Origin of the sequence: Paenibacillus sp. FSL R7-0345, from assembly GCF_038595055.1 — a bacterium.
GTDB lineage: Bacteria > Bacillota > Bacilli > Paenibacillales > Paenibacillaceae > Paenibacillus_AQ.
In genome coordinates this window covers 866,638-886,015 of sequence record NZ_CP152002.1, presented here as the reverse complement: position 1 = coordinate 886,015, position 19,378 = coordinate 866,638, and the positions used below count along the sequence as shown (strand labels likewise).

15 protein-coding genes are annotated in these 19,378 nt (G+C 50.5%); 3 read left to right on the top strand and 12 right to left on the bottom strand.

What is annotated here, in order from left to right; genetic code table 11:
• Positions 1-10: 10 nt before the first annotated feature.
• The 7 genes from NST84_RS03700 to NST84_RS03670 form a co-directional block, all read right to left on the bottom strand.
• A complete protein-coding gene (locus tag NST84_RS03700; protein ID WP_342564311.1) occupies positions 11-1,201 on the bottom strand; it encodes a hypothetical protein in 1,191 nt (396 codons plus the stop codon).
• The gene (locus NST84_RS03695) at positions 1,198-3,600 is read right to left on the bottom strand and encodes a dynamin family protein (RefSeq protein WP_342564310.1); all 2,403 of its coding nucleotides are present in this window, start codon (positions 3,598-3,600) and stop codon (positions 1,198-1,200) included. Before NST84_RS03695 ends, NST84_RS03700 begins: the two co-directional genes overlap by 4 nt.
• Before the next feature lie 9 nt (positions 3,601-3,609).
• On the bottom strand, positions 3,610-5,964 hold the full coding sequence (locus NST84_RS03690) for a dynamin family protein (protein ID WP_342564309.1): 2,355 nt from the start codon (positions 5,962-5,964) through the stop codon (positions 3,610-3,612).
• A 15-nt stretch (positions 5,965-5,979) separates the two neighbouring features.
• Positions 5,980-8,328 (bottom strand): dynamin family protein, encoded by a 2,349-nt coding sequence (locus NST84_RS03685; RefSeq protein WP_342564308.1) that lies wholly within the window; start codon positions 8,326-8,328, stop codon positions 5,980-5,982.
• Positions 8,329-8,560: 232 nt separating this feature from the next.
• Positions 8,561-8,692 carry a hypothetical protein gene (locus NST84_RS03680; RefSeq protein ID WP_342564307.1) on the bottom strand — a complete coding sequence of 44 codons (132 nt, stop codon included), beginning with the start codon at positions 8,690-8,692 and terminating at the stop codon, positions 8,561-8,563.
• A 76-nt stretch (positions 8,693-8,768) separates the two neighbouring features.
• Positions 8,769-9,011 carry a hypothetical protein gene (locus NST84_RS03675; protein ID WP_342564306.1) on the bottom strand — a complete coding sequence of 81 codons (243 nt, stop codon included), beginning with the start codon at positions 9,009-9,011 and terminating at the stop codon, positions 8,769-8,771.
• A 39-nt stretch (positions 9,012-9,050) separates the two neighbouring features.
• A complete protein-coding gene (locus tag NST84_RS03670) occupies positions 9,051-9,407 on the bottom strand; it encodes a helix-turn-helix transcriptional regulator (protein ID WP_342564305.1) in 357 nt (118 codons plus the stop codon).
• A 335-nt stretch (positions 9,408-9,742) separates the two neighbouring features.
• On the opposite strand from NST84_RS03670, the gene NST84_RS03665 reads away from it, so the two are divergent.
• Positions 9,743-11,305, top strand: a complete 1,563-nt coding sequence (locus NST84_RS03665) for a hypothetical protein (protein WP_342564304.1) — start codon at positions 9,743-9,745, stop codon at positions 11,303-11,305.
• Positions 11,306-11,465: 160 nt separating this feature from the next.
• Here NST84_RS03665 and NST84_RS03660 read toward each other — a convergent pair whose 3' ends face one another.
• Entirely contained in the window at positions 11,466-12,362 is an 897-nt protein-coding gene (locus tag NST84_RS03660; RefSeq protein WP_342564303.1) for an SDR family oxidoreductase, read from the bottom strand.
• Between the two features lie 186 nt (positions 12,363-12,548).
• Between NST84_RS03660 and NST84_RS03655 the strand changes: the two genes are divergently transcribed.
• On the top strand, positions 12,549-12,995 hold the full coding sequence (locus NST84_RS03655; protein WP_342564302.1) for a GNAT family N-acetyltransferase: 447 nt from the start codon (positions 12,549-12,551) through the stop codon (positions 12,993-12,995).
• Positions 12,996-13,054: 59 nt separating this feature from the next.
• Here the strand turns inward: NST84_RS03655 and NST84_RS03650 are convergent, their stop codons facing one another.
• From NST84_RS03650 to NST84_RS03640, 3 genes are all read right to left on the bottom strand, one after another.
• Complete coding sequence (locus tag NST84_RS03650; RefSeq protein WP_342566339.1) at positions 13,055-15,703, bottom strand: FtsX-like permease family protein; 2,649 nt, start codon at positions 15,701-15,703, stop codon at positions 13,055-13,057.
• 13 nt (positions 15,704-15,716) lie between these two features.
• Positions 15,717-16,418, bottom strand: a complete 702-nt coding sequence (locus tag NST84_RS03645; RefSeq protein ID WP_342564301.1) for an ABC transporter ATP-binding protein — start codon at positions 16,416-16,418, stop codon at positions 15,717-15,719.
• A gap of 147 nt (positions 16,419-16,565) precedes the next feature.
• Positions 16,566-16,907 (bottom strand): zinc ribbon domain-containing protein YjdM, encoded by a 342-nt coding sequence (locus NST84_RS03640; RefSeq protein ID WP_342564300.1) that lies wholly within the window; start codon positions 16,905-16,907, stop codon positions 16,566-16,568.
• Positions 16,908-17,100: 193 nt separating this feature from the next.
• Here NST84_RS03640 and NST84_RS03635 point away from each other — a divergent pair, with 193 nt between their 5' ends.
• Entirely contained in the window at positions 17,101-18,090 is a 990-nt protein-coding gene (locus NST84_RS03635) for a DUF4003 family protein (RefSeq protein WP_342564299.1), read from the top strand.
• Between the two features lie 112 nt (positions 18,091-18,202).
• On the opposite strand, the gene NST84_RS03630 is transcribed toward NST84_RS03635, so the two are convergent.
• Entirely contained in the window at positions 18,203-19,105 is a 903-nt protein-coding gene (locus NST84_RS03630; RefSeq protein WP_342564298.1) for a GNAT family N-acetyltransferase, read from the bottom strand.
• Between the last annotated feature and the right edge of the window lie 273 nt (positions 19,106-19,378).

Genomic DNA, 19,378 nt, shown 5'->3' with positions numbered 1-19,378 from the left:
TATAATTCCTTTAAGCAAGCCTGTTCCACAGGTCATAATGCTGCTCAAGCAGCTCCTCCACCGTACTGCAAATGATCTCACTCAGCACAAACTGCATAGCTTCTATATACTGGCCTTTCACTTTTTTAATGGCAGCCATGTATTGAAGCTCGCCGATTCCTTTCAACAGCAGGCAGTCCTGATCACAATTACTGCTGATATATTTAAAGCCTTTTTTCCAGGCTGATTCCAGCTTGGCCTTCATCAGCTTGTCCCAGTCATACACTTCCGTCCCGTACAGATTGTTGGCGGCCAGCGCCATTAACAGCTCATTCAAGTGGGGAAGCAGCAGCTTGCGGGCTTGCTTGTTCCATCCGGCAACTAAATCAGCGGATTCCTTGATCCAACCCTTGTACCCAAAAATAGGCTCGATAAAGCCCGCTGTCAATTCCTCCAGAATCTGCTCCTCGAAATCAATAGTATAGTTCTTACGGAATATCCTATGCTTCATCCCGATATCAGCTTTAATAATAGAATGAATCGGAAGAGAATATACACGTTTTCTGTAAAGAATAGAAGTGAACAGCTCCCGGCTGAGTTCTGATTCAATTACCGCTGTCCCGTCGCAGCTCCCCTGGGTGATCCAATTCTGATTGGCCTGAATCAACGCAATCTCTTCTCCGGTCAAATCCGAATACCCGAAGCGGCGCCCGGAACGGAGGAGACCAACTGTCGTATTCAAAGGATTAAGCTTTGATCGCAATTCACTCATCGTCACCAGCTGGTTCTCCTCTGCATAAGGGAAGCAATCGAACCATAACAGCCTCGAATCCGGCTTCATCCAGTCCCGGTACCGCTCTTCGAATGAGAAATCCCAGTCAAATGACCGTTTATAAAAAGGCAGCATAATAAATATAAATCCGCTTGGAAGAAGCTCCTGTGAGACGGAAAAATATATACCGGTCACGTGCGGGGAGCTGCTGGTCTGAAGCGGGAAAGGTACATAATCACCAGAGTCCAGTTCAGCCCATACCCTGTTCTCTCCGCCCGGGAAGAAGAACAATGGGATTTCCGTACCCACATCGGATTCCCGGACCGGAAGGAAACCCCTGAACTCCGTACCTACCAGTCCGCGGAATAATTGATATCTTTCCATCATGCCCGGCATTCCGGCAACGAACACAGGACGATGTGCCTGCAGGGACCTTTTCATTAGATTCATACCGGATCACCCATTTCTGCCGCAGTTGCCTCCAGCCATTCCAGATACTTCTGTACTTGAACCACTGACTGTTCCTGCCCCATGGCATAACGCTGCTTCTCGTCCAGCAGCTGCTGCAAATGACTCTGCACTGACTCCACGCGTTGCCTGCTCTCAAATGTAGCCGAGATTACAATGGCCTGCACCTGCTGATGATAGGCCTGATCAAGCTGGTTTAATAGCAGGTCATGGACCTTGGACAGCTCTTCTTCAAAAAGTCCGCCCAATTGACGGGCATACAACGACGCTGCCTCTCTGTTCGCTTTGTCCCGCTCCATCTCCAGCTGCCGTTCAAGCGATTTGTGATTCTTGAGCAACAGCTCTTTCTCCTTCTGGACCCGCTCCTCTTTGCGGCGAATCAGCTGCAGCTCCTCCAGCTGATTCAATTCCTTTTGAACAGCCTGCTGCTGGCGATGCTCTAGTTCACGCTTCCGGTTCAGGTAAGCAGCTTCCGCCACTTTATCCAGTTCATAATGTGCCGGAGTGTCAAAGAGGGAGCCAGCTTTACTGAACCAGTACTCCAGCGTAATCGCATCCAGCAGACCTGATTGCTCCTTAGGAATTTTCTGCCGGATGATCTCCTGGACTCCCCGGGCCTTGCCTATCATATCGACAGCTTTATCCAGACTTTTGAGCAGCTCAGTCCCTTTAGAAGCTGCTTCCGCTGTCTTCGTTGCAGCTTGCAGAACCTTGGCTGAACCATTAAATTTCTGGACAAGCTGGGTAACCTTGCCGATCTTCTCCGCTTTGGCGGCAACGGTTACAGCCCCTTTGGCGGGAATAAACATAGTCAGCCAGTCGGCAAGATTGCCCATCTGCCCCATGAACTCTGAAGCGCGTTCATCTCCTTCTACCCATTTCATCTGAGGGGCATAGGCTCCGATACCCTCCACTTCATTTCTGGCCTCAGAGGTCCGCAGCACCATCTCCTGCAGCATCTCCTGAATGTTCTCTTTGCTGAGATTGTATTCACTCAGCTCGGCGTCACTTCGCTGCAGCAATTCAGCTAATGCCTCGAGCTCCTCCTGCAGCTGATCCATTACATAATGCCGGGTCTGGTAGAGCCGCTCCGCATCCGGAAGACTCAGCTCAAACGGAATCTCCAGCTTCAGGTTATTCTCCAGCTGCTGTGATAGGGCCTCAATCCGGTGCTGTGCTCCCTTAAAGCCTTGTTCAGTCATCTGCTGCAGATAGCCGGTAAGCATCAATTGAATCTGCTGCATGTGCAGTTCAATCTGCCGGTTAGCGATGGTTAGAGCCTGTTTCTGCATATTGTTGATATCGGACTGTCTTTCAATTTCCTGCTGGAATTTCAAGGCACAGGCATCCTTCCATTCATTGGCCGAACTTCTGATCTTCCACTGATAAGCGGCAAGCTCAGATTGTATCTGCAGACTGCTCGCGGAATGCGATGTATTCATCACGGCCATTTGCTGTTCCAGGTATACCAGCTGCTCTTGCAGCCGGCCTGCGTCCACCTGACCCGCAGATTTCAGCAGTAGCTCCCGCTCTCTCAGATTGTTCATGAAATCCCTGCCTAACCTGAGAAGCCGTCCATTCAGGCTCTGTTTCCATAAATCCTGCAAGCGGGGATTCATTTGACCAGAGATATATTCCTGTACAGCTTCGATCCGGCGCTTCCATTCTGCCTGTTTAAGCAGCTCACTATCACTGGTTATTGCAAAAAAAGGACGTTTCCGCTCCAAAAAGGACTGCATTCTGGCACTTTCCACCTGAAGCACCTCCTCAAGTGACTCCTCCGAGCGTTTGACCTCATCAAGCTTCGTTCTCACAAAGATCAGCTCAATACCCATCGATCCGATATTACGGAGTAACTGCGTATCATAATCCGTCAGCGGTTTGCCCATGACATAAATAAGAAATTGGGCTTGCGGAATTACCGAAAGCGTCACTTCTTCATGTGAGCGGACCAGTGTATTAAATCCCGGTGTGTCGACAATGACTAAACCCTGCTCCAGTAAAGAATGGCGAATCTTTAAATGAAGCGCCTTTATATCACCTATAGCATTACCTGTGTGCCGGTAAGCTTCCAGATCTTCAGGAGATATGGGTAAAATGGAGCCGTCCCTGTACTCTACGAAAGCATATTCCTCCTCTCCGTACGCAATAAATGTAGGAAAGGCAGTCGTTTCTGTTCCCCGGGTAGGCAAATGATTCATACCAAGCAGGGTATTAATCAATTTGGACTTTCCAGCCGAGTATTGTCCGATGACAGGCAGATAAAACTCACCGGACTTCTGTCTGGCGGCCAAATCTTCAAGCATATAGAGGCTGTTCTCATCTCCCAGATAGGAGGCGATTTCCTGATAGGCTGACATTAATTCTTTCATGGCTTCCATGCCACCCTCCTAATGGGCTGTATACTGCAAAGTTTCAGCAGATATCATATCGATCTCCATCGTATCAAGCTCTGTTATCAGAGAGACCGCATTCTCCAGCAGGCGTTGAATGGATTCTATCTCCTGTTCACATTGCTGAACCAGGATTTCCTTCTCATCCACTGAAGATTCCAGCTGCTGCTTGCGCAGCATTAACTGTTTCTGCTTCTGTTGAATCAGCTGCTGAAGGTTGGTCTGGATAATATCAGCGGCAATGTCGCATAACTGGCTCCGCTGGCTGCGGAGCTCCTTGACAAACAGCTCATCAATCTCCTTCTCCATGTTATCAATAAATTCTTCGATTTCGTTGCGAACCTTGCGCAAGGCAGTCGCATGTTTCCGCTGAAACTGCTCTTTGAAATCCTTTTCGAACTTTTCCTGTTCCATCCGTTTCTTCACGGTGAGCTTCTCCAGTTGCGCCAAGGTTTGGCGGTATTGCTCCGGACTCTTCTGCGGATCAGCCGTGGACTGCAATCTTAAATTCAGCTCATCGGCTTCCTGATTAAACTTCTGCTCGGCCTTCGCTATCAGGATATCGTGATCGCGGCGGGCCTGATCGTCTGTTCTGTAATCTATTCTTGTAACTTCCTTCTTGCCGATCAGCAGATCTCCGATTGAACCTAAAAGCCCGCCCCTTCCTACTTTCTGTGTGTATTCCTCGGCAATCCGGCCGGCTACAGGCCGGGGCCCGAGGGCAGCCAGATAGGCCTGTTCCCGTTGCTTGAGAACATCCAGCTTCTCCTCCAGCTCAAGTTTCCGGGACCGCAGCCCGTCGGCCTGAAGTCTTTCATCCATAGCCTGATTGCTCTGGCCCTCAATCTTTTCCAGCTCCTGCTCAAAACTTTCTTTTTGTGTACGATACTCGTCCAGGCCGAAGTAGAAATCAAATGAATCCGTTTCAAGCTGCCCCTGCAGCTGGAATCTGGCTCCTTCATGCCGTTCTGACATCTCACGTTCAATCTCCTGCTGATACTCCCGATACTGGCCGTGAAGTAATTCAGTGAATTCATCCATGAACGAGTGATATACGCTTTGGGCAAGCAGGTTATACTGCTTAACAATTTTACTGTTAAACTGCTCCACATCCTGCTGCACCTGATCCAGGTCCGTCCATTCATGGACATCCTTAATCAGACGCTGCTTCATATCACGGGTACGGCTGCTAAGCAGAACACGGGTATCCTTTACAATCTGATTAATCTCCTGGAACAGGCTCTGCTTCTTCTCAGCAATGCTCTCTTCCACTTGGCGGATTTCTTCCTCGAGCAGTGCAAGCTCCAGCACAATGCTGTTCGTGTCAGCAGACTCCGACAGATCCTGCTTAAGCCCGTTGACCTCCTTCAGCCGGATGGCAAGAAGCTTCTTCACCCTGTCGACCGGCGCATACAACTGCTGGCGTGTCTTCTCTCCCTGAGTGAGGAACTTCCACAAACGCTGCTCGAAACCTTCCATCCTTGAAAGGGTGAGGTATTGCTGCTTCTCTTCCGTTGAATGGTGGTCCTTTCCCTGATAGCTCAGCTGTTTAGTGCTTCTGGCGACCAGTCCGGGATAGGCCGCAACCGGAAAAATCTCTGGAAACGGCTGGTCCGGGAAAAAGCTGTGGTAGTTCGCCCGCAAATTGTCCATCACGTCCTCTACCGACTGTTCATTAGGCTTCACTACATCAATTTTATTCAGAACCAGAATGACCGTATCCACCTTGGATCTTAGATGGGTCAGGAATTCAAAATCCGTCTTGCGACCAGGCTGCTCTGCAGAGAACATGAAGATACAGGCATGGGACTTCTCGATTTGTGTTTCGGTAATCTCTTTGTGCCCTTCAGCTACCCCGTTCAGTCCTGGACTGTCAACGAGCATGACCCCATCACCCAGAAACTTTGAATCCAGAAAAAGCTCGACCCGGTCGATTTCATCTGCGACATGCAGATCGCTCTTTGTGCTTACAAACCGTTCAATGGTCTCGGGCGCTGCATCAGAAAATTGCGGTTCCCGGTTACGGTCTTTGTAATAGACCGCTGATCCATAACCTTCCTGCCCTGCGTTCTTATGCCGCAAAAAATTAACCGTAGCTGTAGTTTCATTGGTAAACGAGGGAAGGTACTTGTCCCCCATAAGCGCATTCAGAAAAGTGGATTTCCCCGCACTGAACTCTCCTACCACAACTATAGAAAAGAGACCTTTTTCCAGATGATCGTGCAGGGTTTCAAATGCCAGTGCCTCATCCTCCATCCCTATTCCTGTATAGTACTCCTGTGTTTGCTGCAGCAGTGCCAGAACACCCTGTTTCCTGTCCTCGTACTGCTCCTTCATCCATTCGGTCTCCACGAAATCCGCCTCCATTTAATCGTTAATAACTGCAGTCCTCGGAAGTTGAATATCCTTTAACTCTTCATATAACTGAGATACGGTCTGCTGCAAGGCTTCATAAGGAGCAAGCTGCTGCTGCATCTCGTCCCGGCTGCTCTGCAGCATCATCTGCAGTCTTTGTCTGGCCTGCTCCTGATTCCTCTCGTAATACACCTGAACCTGCCCGCGGATGCTAGTCATATTCTCTTCTACATTGTGCTTAGTTGAATCCAGAAGGGCATAATAGATCCGCTCATTGAGAAACTTCTCAATCTGCTCGAGCAGGCGGCGCTTCTCGGAGCGCAGAAATTCATTCCGCGCCTTCAGCATGATCTCCTCATGTTCAATCTGCTTGCGTCTGATGTCTTCGTCCACCTGCAGCAGCTTCGTCTGCAGTCTGGCCAGCATATCCTTATGCTGAACAGCCTTGGTCTCAAACTGCTTTTTTCTGATCCGCAATTCGATACTTTCCTGCTGCAGCTCATCCGTGATCTTGGCATATTTATCCTGAATCTGCCGTTTATTCCTCTGCCACTGATCCCGCGCCGATGTATCCGTTACGGTCGCTGTATAGGCCTCCTCATATGTACTGCTGCCAAACAAACGGGCTGGACTAAATCTATGTCTTTCCACTGTCCGGTAGCGGGTTTCTGTGTATTGCTGCACCTCCGGCTCCCTGCCGAGACGGTTTTGCTCCGTAGTCTCATTGGTTGCTGCCTCAAGGATTCCGCTCTTGGCCTTTTTCTCCCTCAGCTCGATCTGCTTAAGCTCCTTGACCATGTCTTCCTGTTCAACCGTAATTTTCATAGTCTCGGCTGCATAATCGCTTTTTTTGAGCTGCAGCTTGTCCATTTGCTTCTCAAATTTATACTGGCTGCCATCAAACTGTACGGCCTTAATAACCAAGTTGCCTTCCGTATTAATCTCCACCGAAGGTGCGTATTCCTGCGCTTTTAGAATAGAGGTCTGATAGACTTCTTCCAAAATCTCATTTAAATAATACTGGTATTCATAGGACGCGCTACTGATCTTGTTCTCCACCAGGTTGCTGTATGTATTGTGCTGTATCGCCAGTTCAAACGCTTCGAAATCATCGCCGCTCACTTTCTCCCGGATCTGTGTCAGAATAAACGCGACATCCTCAGCAATCTTCTCTTTTACCAGCTTCTCCAGACCGGAATGGCGGCTGTTCATATAGTGACTAAGCTTCTCCCAGTTTCTGACGGAGAATTCATCAATCTGAACCAGTCTCCGCTCGATATCAAGCGTCTCCTGTTCGTTCAGCTGCAGCTGATTGAAGGAGATTGCCTTGGCCATTTCCTCTGAAATTTCCTCCAGCAGGCTCTGAAAAGCACTGTATAAGGAATGCCGGAAGACCCGGTCCTTCTCCCCATACAGAACCTCCTTCCATAAATAGTCCTCAAATTCCTGAAACAGCGATTCCTGCATTAGCCGTTCCCGGTCTTCTGGAGTCAGATTCACCAGGTCCGTGCTGTACAGCCTGGGAATGGAATGATCCTTGGACACAATCGCCTTAAGCGCAGACACCCCGAACGCTCTTATGCGCACATCCGCTCCGGTACGGTCCTCCGGCAGATTCACCTGCAACTGCTCCTGCAGCCACTGCAGCTTCTGCTCGACCGTATCTCCCTCCGAGCTTTTGATCTCATCAATAAAATTCAGCACAAACAAAAAAGAGCTCTGATGCTTCCGGAGAACCTGCAGAAATTCCAGATTGTTCTGGGCCAGGCTGCGGAGATGGAACAGACAGATGCTGGCATGCGCCTGCTTGATTTCATGCATCGTTAAATCGCGGTGGCCCTTGGCAAGACCATTCAAGCCCGGTGTATCAATAAAGACAACCTTCTCGTCCGTATTCTTGAAGTTAACGTAGATGTCTACATGCGAGATATCGGACGCTACATTCAGACTCGACTGTGTGGTCGTATACATTTTGAGGGCATCGGGATTCTCTTTCAGATTAAGCACTGTATCAGGCCGCTTGTTATCGTTAAAATGCACCACAATGGTATCGGCGGAGGGATGATCCAAAGGAACATTACGGATATAGGTGACTGTAGCTGTCGTCTCCGTTACCGCATGAGGCAGAATATCCTTGCCGATCAGCGCATTCAAAAAGGTAGATTTGCCGGCACTAAAATCCCCGACTACCGTAATCCGGAATTCCTTCTCTGACAATTGCTTGGCAATCCGATCGGCCCTATCTTTGTAATAACCTCCGGAGGCCGCTACATTCAGGTTCAAAGCTTCAAATTTCTCCACTAACGCAAGCATCTGCTCTTCAAAAGCCGCTGGCACAGCTACATTCATAACGCTACTCATTCCTTTATGGTAGTTTGGCAATGGTCACTGCTTGCTGCGATACGATTATCTCTTCGGTAACCCACCTTAAGTATCACTATTTCATTAATATTTATTTATAATTTTGGGTATATTGTACTATTATCTTATAGGAATTAGAAATGTCTGTAAATGTCGAAATTACGAGCTTTGTAAGCATAGAGACGATATAAAGGGGAGGGACTCTACAAAAGATTGCCCCTCCCCTTTTATCCTATAATCTGTTCGTAACGGCAATCAGATGTGTGTAGCTACCGCCCATTGCATTCTCCACTTCAGTCCGGCCAATCGGGTAGCCGGTAATACTTACGTAATCTCCTACTTGCAGTGCTCTACTTGGAACCATACTCAGAAATTCAAAGATGGTCCCGTCGTCGCTCTCAATTACAATATCAGATGCAACACCGACTTTGCCGGTATCGCTATCCGGTGGATGTAAGGTTTGTCTCCGCTTTTGAAGCTGCCTGCTGCACCGAGTCCGTCTCTTCAGCAGTGCTGCCGATGACAAAGAACAGAATGATCAGTGCTAATCCGTAATATAAAATGACCTTGCCTCTGCCTCTTTTCTCCGGCTTCCCCCAGCGGATTACAGCCTCAGGCTTCACCAAACCCGCAAAGATCGAGACGACACAGGCCACAATTAATAAAATCAATACGACTGACATTCTAATCACTGCTCCTTTTATTAGTTATGTACATCCACACTATTTCAAAAACTGCTGGATAATCTGAAGAATCCGGTAGAACATCAGTTGCTCATTTGGGCTTCTCTGCCTTAGTTCAAGTGCAACTCGTTCCGGTATATCAGACCAGGGTATCCCTCCCTTGTCTGCCGCTTCAGCCTCAGGCTGCTCCAAAAGTAAACTGCTGTCTACCGAAAGCGAATCGGCTATTTTTCCGATCATCCCCAGTGTGGGCGAACGCCGCTTCCCCCGTTCGATCTGCCCCAGATAAGAAGTATCAATCCCCGCCCTGTACGCCAGCTCCTCCTGCGTCCAGCCCAATTGTTTGCGCAGCCTACGTATCTTCTCTCCCATATGCGCTTCACGCTGCTCGCTCATCCTCCTCACCACCTCATCTGGCTCTGCTCTCCCGATCATAGAACAGAAAGATTAAATTCCCCACAGAAGATAAACGGTTTTCAGGAGGATCATAGTCACTATCCTCTTTACTCTTCTGTCAGGAGGTAATGTATCATGGCTGCTGCCGGATTCTTGGCGGAAGCCGTCAATGTTTTGTAAGAGCCTGCCGCAATCATCCGAACGCGAAAACACCGGGTTTTTGCCGCGCCTTTCCAAGCCGGCGTCACAAATCGGACAAATCTCTCACGGAACGTCAAAAAAATCCGCTACATAATAGACATATCTGATTCCAAAAAATATAAAAGGAGAAAGTCATGAATAGAAGCCGCACGTTGAAGAGATTTCTATACAAGGAATGTGATTTCGACTTTCATTTTGCTCCGCTATACCGGGAATGGTCACACGACAGCCTGTTGCAGGCTATTGATACGGGACGTCTGCTGGAGGATGCCTGCCTGCATTTGGGGCTGAATACAGAGTTGATCGAGAGCCGGGTAAAACATTATGCCCTGGAGCGCCTACTTGAAGAACAGCGCAGTTTGTCATATCGGCAGATTGAGCTGATGAATCAATATCATGATCACACTGTGCTCGGCCATACCCTTGGGGAATTGCTGGAAGAGCTGACCTACCTTGATCCGCTAGCCTGGCTACAGTCTTTTGAAAATTCCATCCTCTATCTTCATGATGAGCTGGCGGCAGACAAAGGCACCGTCTCTGCCTCTTCGCTGTCCGAGAACGAACAGGTCCGGGTGCTTAAGCAATTGTTTGGTAGCAGCCTGCTTACTTTTGACCCTACTGATGATGCCCCTCTCCAGGCTATAGAAGAGATCAGACAAGGCTGGAGTGAGTACGGAGGCAAATCGGGCGCAGCTTATTACTTCTTCAAAAATATTCTGAAGCGGGAACACTTCCTTCACCCGCATCCTAATGACCTGCTTACGAACAACCGGAGAGCAAGAATACTTAAGCAGTATGAAATGTATCTTACCGTTCTAAAAGATATTGCTGGTAGCCAGGACATCGCCCAGGATCTGCGTACCTATGAAAGTGAACTTCACACTGCCTATACGCATTATGCCAGCGCCAAAATAGAAGCCCGCAAAATCCTGAAGCGGACCGGGCATAAAAAGAAAGGTAATGCCATTGTCAAACTGACAGCTCTGATTACTCTGGTAAAAGACCCCGAGCTGCGCATTCTGTTATTTGACGCCCTGGTCCCGGAACCGGGCAGACTTCCGTTTAATTTCGGCCATGAGCCAGCTAAACATGGCTTGAATTATAACGATATTGAGGAAGAGATGGATGATTACGATTCAGCCCGTGAAGGGCGTGCAGCACTCTATCTGACCATTATCTTCATCGCGGAAGTGATGCTGAAAGCCTATGTAAGGGACAAGCTTAAAGAGGCTGCTGTCTACTTCGGATCTGCAGCCTTTGATCCGACGCAGGCTGCAGATCCGGGAGAAGAGGAAGAATTGCTGCAGCTTAAGCGGCAGCTCCTGATGGTAGCACTTATGCCGAAGCGGAGCGGGGAAGCAGCAGCACAGCTGCTTGCATCCAGACCGTACTCCCTTGATACGGCACCGTATCACGTGGCCTCCAATGATACCTTTGCTGCCGTGTACCAGTGGGTATATAAGGTCAACAAAGCCCACGACTCCGGCAAGCTGTTCGGCGAGGCTTGGAAGGAGTACAGGCTATTCGGATATCACAAAGTAGTAGGCACTGCTGCGGGACTGGTAAACCGGCTGGCTGATTTTGATGGGGCCTTCAAGCAGTTTGCGCAAATCAAACCGGAGGATCTTGGTGCTGTAGATGTAGAGAAAGTTCTGCGGAGCTTGGATAGCTTTTCTTTCTTTGATGAGCTGGAGTAGAGCGGGGTTGAGCGGGGTTGAGTGGCCTGGCTGATCACAGCTTGGCTTGTGTATCGTCCGGCTTTCGAATCCTAGGTATCCAAAATTTAAAATGGCATAAAAAAAAGCATCCGGCAGGTTCCCCATCGGAACCTGCCGGATGCCTGGCTTAATGGTTAGCTTACGGTGTTGGCATACCGCCGTTCGCATTCAGCGTCTCACCGCTGACATAGCTGGATTCCTGGCTGGCCAGGAACACGTACGCTGGTGCCATTTCGGCCGGCTGTCCCGGACGGGCAAGCGGTGTCTTGGCGCCGAAGTCCTTCAGCGCTTCTACCGGCTGGCCGCCGCTGATCTGCAGCGGGGTCCATACTGGGCCAGGGGCCACAACGTTGACGCGGATCCCTTTTTCAGCCACCTGCTGGGCAAGTGATTTACTGAAGGTATTAATCGCTGATTTCGTTGTTGCATAGTCCAGCAGGATCGGTGCAGGCGTATAGGCCTGAATCGAAGATGTGTTGATAATTGTGCTGCCTGGCTTCATATGCTTAATTGCTGCCTTGCAGAGCCAGAACAGCGAGTAGACGTTGGTCTTAAACGTAGCATCAAATTGCTCTGTCGTCAGATCAGCAATATCGGTTACGAATTGCTGCATACCGGCGATATTCGCCAGAATATCAATGCCGCCAAGCTCTTTTACCGCAGTAGCAATCAGCTGCTCACAGTACTGTTCATCCTTGAGATCACCCGGCATGGCTACCGCCTTGCGTCCGGCTTCCTCTACGAGCTTAACCACTTCGCGCGCATCCGCTTCTTCCTCCGGCATATAGGCAAGGACAACGTCAGCACCTTCACGGGCAAAAGCAATCGCCGTCGCCCTGCCGATTCCGCTGTCCGCTCCGGTCACTACCGCTTTGCGTCCGGTCAGCCGTCCGCTGCCTTTATAAGTTTGCGCGCCGTCATCCGGTTTCGGAACCATCTCCGTTTCTAGTCCGGGGGCAGGCTGCTGCTGCTCGAATTCCTCTGTGGCCTTCTGATATTGTGTGGTAGGGTCTTGAACCGTAAATTGATCGCTCATCGTACATTCCTCCTCTGTGAATTTCCACTCGTTGGTGACTAGGGCTATACAACTACTAAATCCTTCGACTCTTTTAATGTAACCGCGATGGTTATCCTTTAAACTAAAGTTAGCCCATTTACGGAACAGCCTGCTTATCGTGTCCATTAAAACTACACCATAAACTCAAACAAAAGGAGTCCCCTCATGGTCCACACTCTGTCCATACCCACCCGCAACGAGAACCTGCTCCATAACCTGCTCCATCTCTGGGAAGAATCCGTGCGCTCTACACATCTTTTTCTATCGGAAAAAGACATTGCCGCCCTGCGTCCACTTGTGCTGCAAGGGCTCAGCGGAATCAGCCAGCTACTGGTTTATTCCACTGAAGGTGAGACGCCGCTCGGCTTCATAGGCATACAAGACCATAAAATCGAAATGCTGTTCATAAGCCCTGAAGCCATGGGGCAGGGTATCGGCAAAAAGCTCGTTACTCATGCCATCGATGCCCTTAAAGTCAGCAGCGTGGATGTAAACGAACAGAATCCTCAGGCGCTCGGCTTTTATGAACATATGGGATTTTATGTGGCCGAACGGTCTGCACTCGATGAGCAAGGCAAACCGTTTCCGATCCTGCATATGAAATTGCGCTAAACCTGCCCGCAACAAAAAGACCCCTCCGGCATCCCGGAAGGGTCTCCACTAGGCAGCTGCTATTCCACCGACTTCAGCGCCTCGATCATATGAATCCTTTTGAGCTTGATGTGCATGAAGGCCATAACAATGCCCGAGAACAGCATGGTCAATACAGCCGCATAAATATAACTCGGCCACTCGATAACCGGGGCGAACATCGTCGCATCCAGCTCGGCCGTCTGCAGGACAAAGCTGTGCAGCACAATGCCAAGACCTGAGCCGCCGATAATGCCGAGCAGGGTCAGCAGGATATTTTCACGGTAGATGTACATTGTAACCTCATTGTCATAGAATCCGAGCACCTTGATCGTCGAGAGCTCGCGGATCCGTTCGGACACATTGATGTTGGTCAGATTATACAGTACGACGAAGGCCAGCGCTGCTGCAGAGACGATCAGCACCAGTGTGACCACGTCCATGCTTTTCATCGTATCGTCAAAAGCCGTTCCGACGCTGCTGGAGAAGCTGACTGCGGCTACGTGTGCGTTTGCGGTCAGCTTTTCTCCGAACTGCTCCTCCCAGGTACTGTCTGGTGCGTTATAGTTCAGCAAAGAGGTGTTGAATACCGGCTCTTTCCCGAATACGGAAGTGTAGTACGCCGGGGTCATATACGCATAATGCATTACATAGTTTTCGGTGATTCCCGTGATCTGAAGGTCGAACGGCTCATTTTTGCTGTCCGCCAGGGTCAGGGTGTCTCCCGCTTTAAGCCCGTACAGTTTGGCCAGCTTCTCCGAGATCATCACGCCTTCATCGGTAAGCTCCCGGGCTTCGCCCGTGCTGCGGTCCTGCAGCGACACATAATCAGACAGGGAATCCGCAGATTCCGGGATAAACAAATACACATCCTGATCATTAACACCGGCTGCCCGTGCAGTCATCGTCTCTTGGGCCACATCCAGTGCCCCGGTAATAGCAGTCTCGCCGCTGATCAGCTGCTCATAGGACTGCTGTGCTTCTGCTGTGGCATCGGTATGCAGCGCTACCAGTGCATCGTATTTCATAATAACGCCGAACTGCTTCGGTGCGATGCTGCCGATCGAATCCTTGAGCCCGAAGCCGGTCAGGATCAGCGCTGTACAGCCTGCTACCCCGAATACGGTCATGAACATCCGCTGCTTGTAGCGGAACAGATTGCGGGCCGTTACCTTCTGTACAAAGCTCAGCCGTCTCCAGATAAAAGTGATCCGTTCCAGCAGTATCCGCTGGCCGCCCTTTGGCGCCTTAGGCCGCATCAGAACAGAGGCATTTCCGCGCAGCTCCACCCGGGCAGCGAACCAGGCTGTAAGGGTAGTGCAGACCAGCGCTACTATAATGGAAATAATGGAAAAGGACGGATAGAAGCTCTTGATCAGACCCGGCAGATTGTAAAGCGAGCTGTAAGCATCAAATATAATGGACGGCAGCAGCGTGAACCCTACCGCTAAACCAACGGCTGATCCCGCGAGGCTGGCAAGCGTGCCGTATACCAGAAACTTGGCCATAATGTCACGGTTGCCGTAGCCGAGCGCCTTCAGTGTCCCGATCTGCAGCCGGTGCTCCTCGACCATCCGCGTCATGGTTGTCAGGCTGACCAGCGCCGCAATCAGGAAAAAGAACACCGGAAACACGCTGGCAATCGCCGACAGCCGGTCGGCATTGTCTTTGTATTCGGAATATCCCGGATTGGCATTCCGGTCCGTAACATAAATCTTCGGCAGCGTAAGCGCCGCCAGCTGCTGCTCCCCTTCAGCCAGCTTCGCTCTGGCTGCCTCCAGCTGTTCAGCAGCCTCGCTGCCTGCTCCCGCCTGGGCCTGCCGCTGCTCTTCCGTCAGCTGGCCGGCCGCCTGCGCGAGCTGCTTCTCGGCGGCTTCCAGCTCCGCACGGCCCTTGGCGAGCTCCGCTTCCCCTTCAGCGCGCAGCTCCGAGAGCCGCGCTTCGGGCACGCCCGCCATCGCCTGCTCCACGGCCTCCGTGTGCTGCTCCAGCAGCGTCTCATACTCCGCACTGTAAGCTTTTACCCCGGAAGTATCCTTGAAAGACAGGTACGCTTCCGTATAGACCGGCAGCTTGAAGTCCTCTTCGGCAATGATGGCGAACGCATCTGTCGTGCCTTTGCCGATCGTACTGGTGCCGCGGTTGTTTTTCTCAATGAACTGGGGACTGCGGGCGAAACCAACCACCGTATACTCCAGTGTTCCGAAGCTTTCAGACAGATCCGCATCCGTACCGTTTCCGCTGAATGTAATTTTGTCGCCAAGGGCATACTCTCCGGCCAGCAGATCATCCAGCACAATCTCCCCGGATTGCTCCGGCAGATGGCCGTCCATCAGGCGGTACTGATTGAGCGCATTGTCCGGGTTGTACGAGAATACCTTAAGAATGGCACCGTTATCACCGGCGAACACATCGGAACTATAACCAGGCTGCAGTTCGGCAACCCCCGGAACATCCTTCAGCAGTGTAAGCTCATCTTCCCTCAGGCCAAGTGTACTCTGTACCTTCAGGTCCATCAGCTGTTTTTCTTGGAAAAAAGTACCGGCGGTATCCAGCATATCCGGTCCGGCTGCCTTAATCCCCGAGAAGAAGCAGACACCCAGCATAATAATTGCAAAAATCGAAATAAAACGGGCCTTGGTATGCCCGATCTCCCGGAAGATATCCTTCCATAAGGCCTGTTTTTTCATCGTCGTCTGCTCCTTACCATTCGATATCGTCAACGGATACCGGCGAAGGATTAACAACCATTTTCCGCACCCTGGCGTTATTGATCTCAATCACCCGGTCAGCCATCGGTGCAATCGCCAGATTATGCGTAATCACGATGACGGTTGTTCCGGTATTCCGGCAGGTATCCTGCAAAAGCTTCAGCACCTGCTTGCCGGTGTTGTAGTCCAGCGCCCCTGTCGGCTCGTCGCAGAGCAGCAGCTTCGGCTGCTTCGCCAGCGCCCGGGCAATCGCTACACGCTGCTGCTCCCCGCCGGACAGCTGGGCTGGAAAGTTGTTAAGCCGCTCACCTAAGCCTACATCCTCCAGCACCTTGCGCGCATCCAGCGCACGCGGGGAAATCTGCGAGGCCAGTTCTACATTTTCCAGTGTGGTCAGATTAGGCACGAGATTGTAGAACTGGAACACGAACCCCACATCATTACGCCGGTAGCCGGTCAGCTCCTTGCTGTTAAATTTGGCAATATCGGTACCGTCCACAATGACCTGGCCTTCATCAGCCGAATCCATACCGCCCAGAATATTAAGCACCGTCGATTTGCCTGCACCGCTGGGACCGACAATGACGGCAAATTCACCTTTATTAATTTCAAAATCAATCCCGTCGTTGGCAACAATCGTCGTCTCGCCCATTTTATAGCGCTTGTATTCATTCTTCACAGCAACAAAGCTCATTCCGCATCCTCCTGTTTCTTGCTACGCCCATCTTTTACATTCCAGTTTATCACAAAATAATTGTCTAAATAAAAAGAAGATACTCCGTCCAGCCCTCCAGGGCTTATGGAATATCTTGCTTATTTGATCCCTATTCGTTCCAATCCATTATGCCTTCCGCACAAACTCCGATTTCAGCTTCATCGCGCCGAAGCCGTCGATTTTGCAATCTATGTCGTGATCGCCTTCCACCAGCCGGATGTTCTTTACTTTTGTGCCGATCTTCAGTACGGAGGAGCTTCCCTTAACCTTCAGATCCTTAATAACCGTTACAGAGTCGCCGTCGTTCAGCACATTTCCGTTGGCATCCTTAACTACCTTAACGTCTTCGCTGTTCCCGCTCTCTGCTCCGGCAGTCCACTCATGCCCGCATTCCGGGCACACGAGCTGCGTCCCGTCCTCATAGGTGTATACTGAGCTGCACTGCGGACAATTCGGCAATTCATTCATTATTTCATTTCTCCATTCCGTTTGGGTTCCTTTGCTGTGCTTAACAGCATCCCTCTTATTCTAGCATACCATGGTCAAAAGAACTCCCTAATCGTGATCCGATTTTTTTCCAATAGTCATCGCTATCTGCCCATCCATTATAGTAAAATATTTCATATAAGATTATATCTGTGCTAGATGAGGGGAGCCCAACATGAAAGAGCCATTCGTAAACAGACTTGATCTATTCGTCAGCAACACCCAGCTGGTTAAGAAAGCTTTTGCCTGGAAAAGCGGGCAGATCAACCGGCTGGCTGCCTTGCTATATACAGCAGAAAGTAAAACCATAGATACTGACGCCATCCGCGATAGCAATGAGCTAATTAAGAACTCAACCGGCCTGTTCTCCACCTTCCGGGGGAACCTGTCTGTCTGCATCGCAGCGCTGTTATCTCTATCCGGCAACAAAGAGACCCTGCTTGCTGATACGCTCGCCGTCTACGACCTGCTCAAAGAGCGTAAGCTCCGGGCCTCAGATTATCTTGTCGTCGCGGCATATCAGATTGCCGCTAACTCACCGGCTGATCAGCATCAGCGTATCGCAGACAGAACCCGCCATTTCTATGACAGCATGAAGGAGTACCACCGTTTTCTGACCGGGCAGGATGACTATATTTTTGCTGCTATGCTGGCTCTTTCCGATCTTGAGCCGGAACGCGGGGCAGCGCGGATGGAGCAGCTTTATGCCGAGCTGAAGCCGGAGTTTGTGTCCGGCAACAGCGTACAGGCGTTGACCCAGGTACTGGCGCTTGGCGAGGAGACGCCTGAGGCTGCCGCCCGTGTAATTGCCCTGCGTGATGCCTTCCGCAGCAGAGGCATCCGGATGGATAAGGAATATACCCTCTCCTCCCTCGGTGTTCTCTCATTATTACCGGTGGACGGCGGGATGCTTGTACAGGATATCTCCGATACTCATGACTATCTGCGGACCCAAAAGGGCTTCGGCAGCTGGTCTATCACCAAGCAGGAGCTGCTGTTGCTCAGTACTGCCCTGGTATCCTATAAGCATATTGAGGCTGTGCAGAGCGGGATACTGAATTCGGCGCTCTCGACCAGCCTGACCAATATCGTCATCGCCCAGCAGACCGCGATCGCAGTCGCTGCTGCCACTTCCGCCGCTGCTGCTTCTTCGGCTTCGCACTGATCATTTTTCATGGCTTTATGCACAAGAAGGGACTGTGCCGCCCGCATTGGGAGGACACAGTCCCTGTTGTTTTAATTACGCTTATTTTACCGTTTCATTCCCTGCCAAAAGGTTAATCAATCTCGTAACCCAGCGTCAGCCGGAAGCCGTCCAGCTCGTAGCCGAGCTGAGTGTAGAGCCGGATGGCTTTTTTATTGGTACCGTAGGTGCCGAGAGTGGCGACGGATTTGCCCTGCTTCTTGAGGTGCGAAAGGGCGGTACAGAGCAGATTCCGGGCGATGCCCCGGCTGCGCCACGGCGGAATGACAAATACGTTCTCCGTTACGCTATGGCCGTCGCCTATTCTCCATGTGGAGGTGTTGCCCAGAAACTGGTCTCCGCTGAATGCGCAGAAGTTCACCATTTCAGGAGTCCCCTGCATCCAGGCCAGATGGTTCAGACTCCAGGCTGCCCCGTCAAAGCAGGCTTGCTCTGCCAGATGATACTTCTCGCGGGCCTCATCATTATTCAGCAGAAACGGGCGAATCTGCACATCTTCCGGCAGAGGATACTGAGGAACCGGCCGGCTGAGATCATATTTTAAAATAACAATACTTTCGTAAACGGTAAAACCGCGTTTCAGGTAATAGTTCTGCTCTGCAAGATTGTCGGTATCAAGATACTGGTTCAGCACAATCCGCTTCCCGGGATGCTGTGCTTTAATCTCTCTTGACCGGACGATTAGCGTCTCCAGCAGAGCATCCTTAACCGCTTCATCCTCTTCCCCGCCGCCAAAGCTGATCTCACCGGTAAGATAGCGTATAAATCCCGGGTCATCATCATGTCCGGCAGCGTGGAACGTATCATGGTACGTCAAATGGGCGAGTGCGAGCGGTTCGTTATCTTTTACAGCCACAAACATATTCTTCTGCTCAAAATCACCATGATACAGATAATGCATATGCAGTGCAAAGCCAAACGCCGCAACGGTCCCTTCGTCACCGTCGTCCACATTCCGGATTATCCAATCTCCCAACCAACATCGTCCCCTATCTGCCCCACTCCTAGAATCAAGCAGGCATCATTACTGGTAATATTACCCTTTTAATAGTGGATAAGCTTATTCAAAAATGCAAGGTAAAAGTTGAATATAACTATTCTGCACATGGAGATCAGGCCGGAATTCTGCGATGATAAAGTTGCATTTCAACCCGTTCAATTGATTGTAACAACAAATTTTCCCGATAACGGGCACTGGCCGTTTATTGTGTTATAATCACTCTGATTTATTCGGTTTAAAAAAATGCAA

Coding starts and splice junctions, on each gene's coding strand:
- NST84_RS03700 (WP_342564311.1), bottom strand. CDS start 1,201: ATGAATCTAATGAAAAGGTCCCTGCAGGCACATCGTCCTGTGTTCGTT.
- NST84_RS03695 (WP_342564310.1), bottom strand. CDS start 3,600: ATGGAAGCCATGAAAGAATTAATGTCAGCCTATCAGGAAATCGCCTCC.
- NST84_RS03685 (WP_342564308.1), bottom strand. CDS start 8,328: ATGAGTAGCGTTATGAATGTAGCTGTGCCAGCGGCTTTTGAAGAGCAG.
- NST84_RS03680 (WP_342564307.1), bottom strand. CDS start 8,692: ATGGTTCCAAGTAGAGCACTGCAAGTAGGAGATTACGTAAGTATTACC.
- NST84_RS03675 (WP_342564306.1), bottom strand. CDS start 9,011: ATGTCAGTCGTATTGATTTTATTAATTGTGGCCTGTGTCGTCTCGATC.
- NST84_RS03670 (WP_342564305.1), bottom strand. CDS start 9,407: ATGAGCGAGCAGCGTGAAGCGCATATGGGAGAGAAGATACGTAGGCTG.
- NST84_RS03665 (WP_342564304.1), top strand. CDS start 9,743: ATGAATAGAAGCCGCACGTTGAAGAGATTTCTATACAAGGAATGTGAT.
- NST84_RS03660 (WP_342564303.1), bottom strand. CDS start 12,362: ATGAGCGATCAATTTACGGTTCAAGACCCTACCACACAATATCAGAAG.
- NST84_RS03655 (WP_342564302.1), top strand. CDS start 12,549: ATGGTCCACACTCTGTCCATACCCACCCGCAACGAGAACCTGCTCCAT.
- NST84_RS03650 (WP_342566339.1), bottom strand. CDS start 15,703: ATGAAAAAACAGGCCTTATGGAAGGATATCTTCCGGGAGATCGGGCAT.
- NST84_RS03645 (WP_342564301.1), bottom strand. CDS start 16,418: ATGAGCTTTGTTGCTGTGAAGAATGAATACAAGCGCTATAAAATGGGC.
- NST84_RS03640 (WP_342564300.1), bottom strand. CDS start 16,907: ATGAATGAATTGCCGAATTGTCCGCAGTGCAGCTCAGTATACACCTAT.
- NST84_RS03635 (WP_342564299.1), top strand. CDS start 17,101: ATGAAAGAGCCATTCGTAAACAGACTTGATCTATTCGTCAGCAACACC.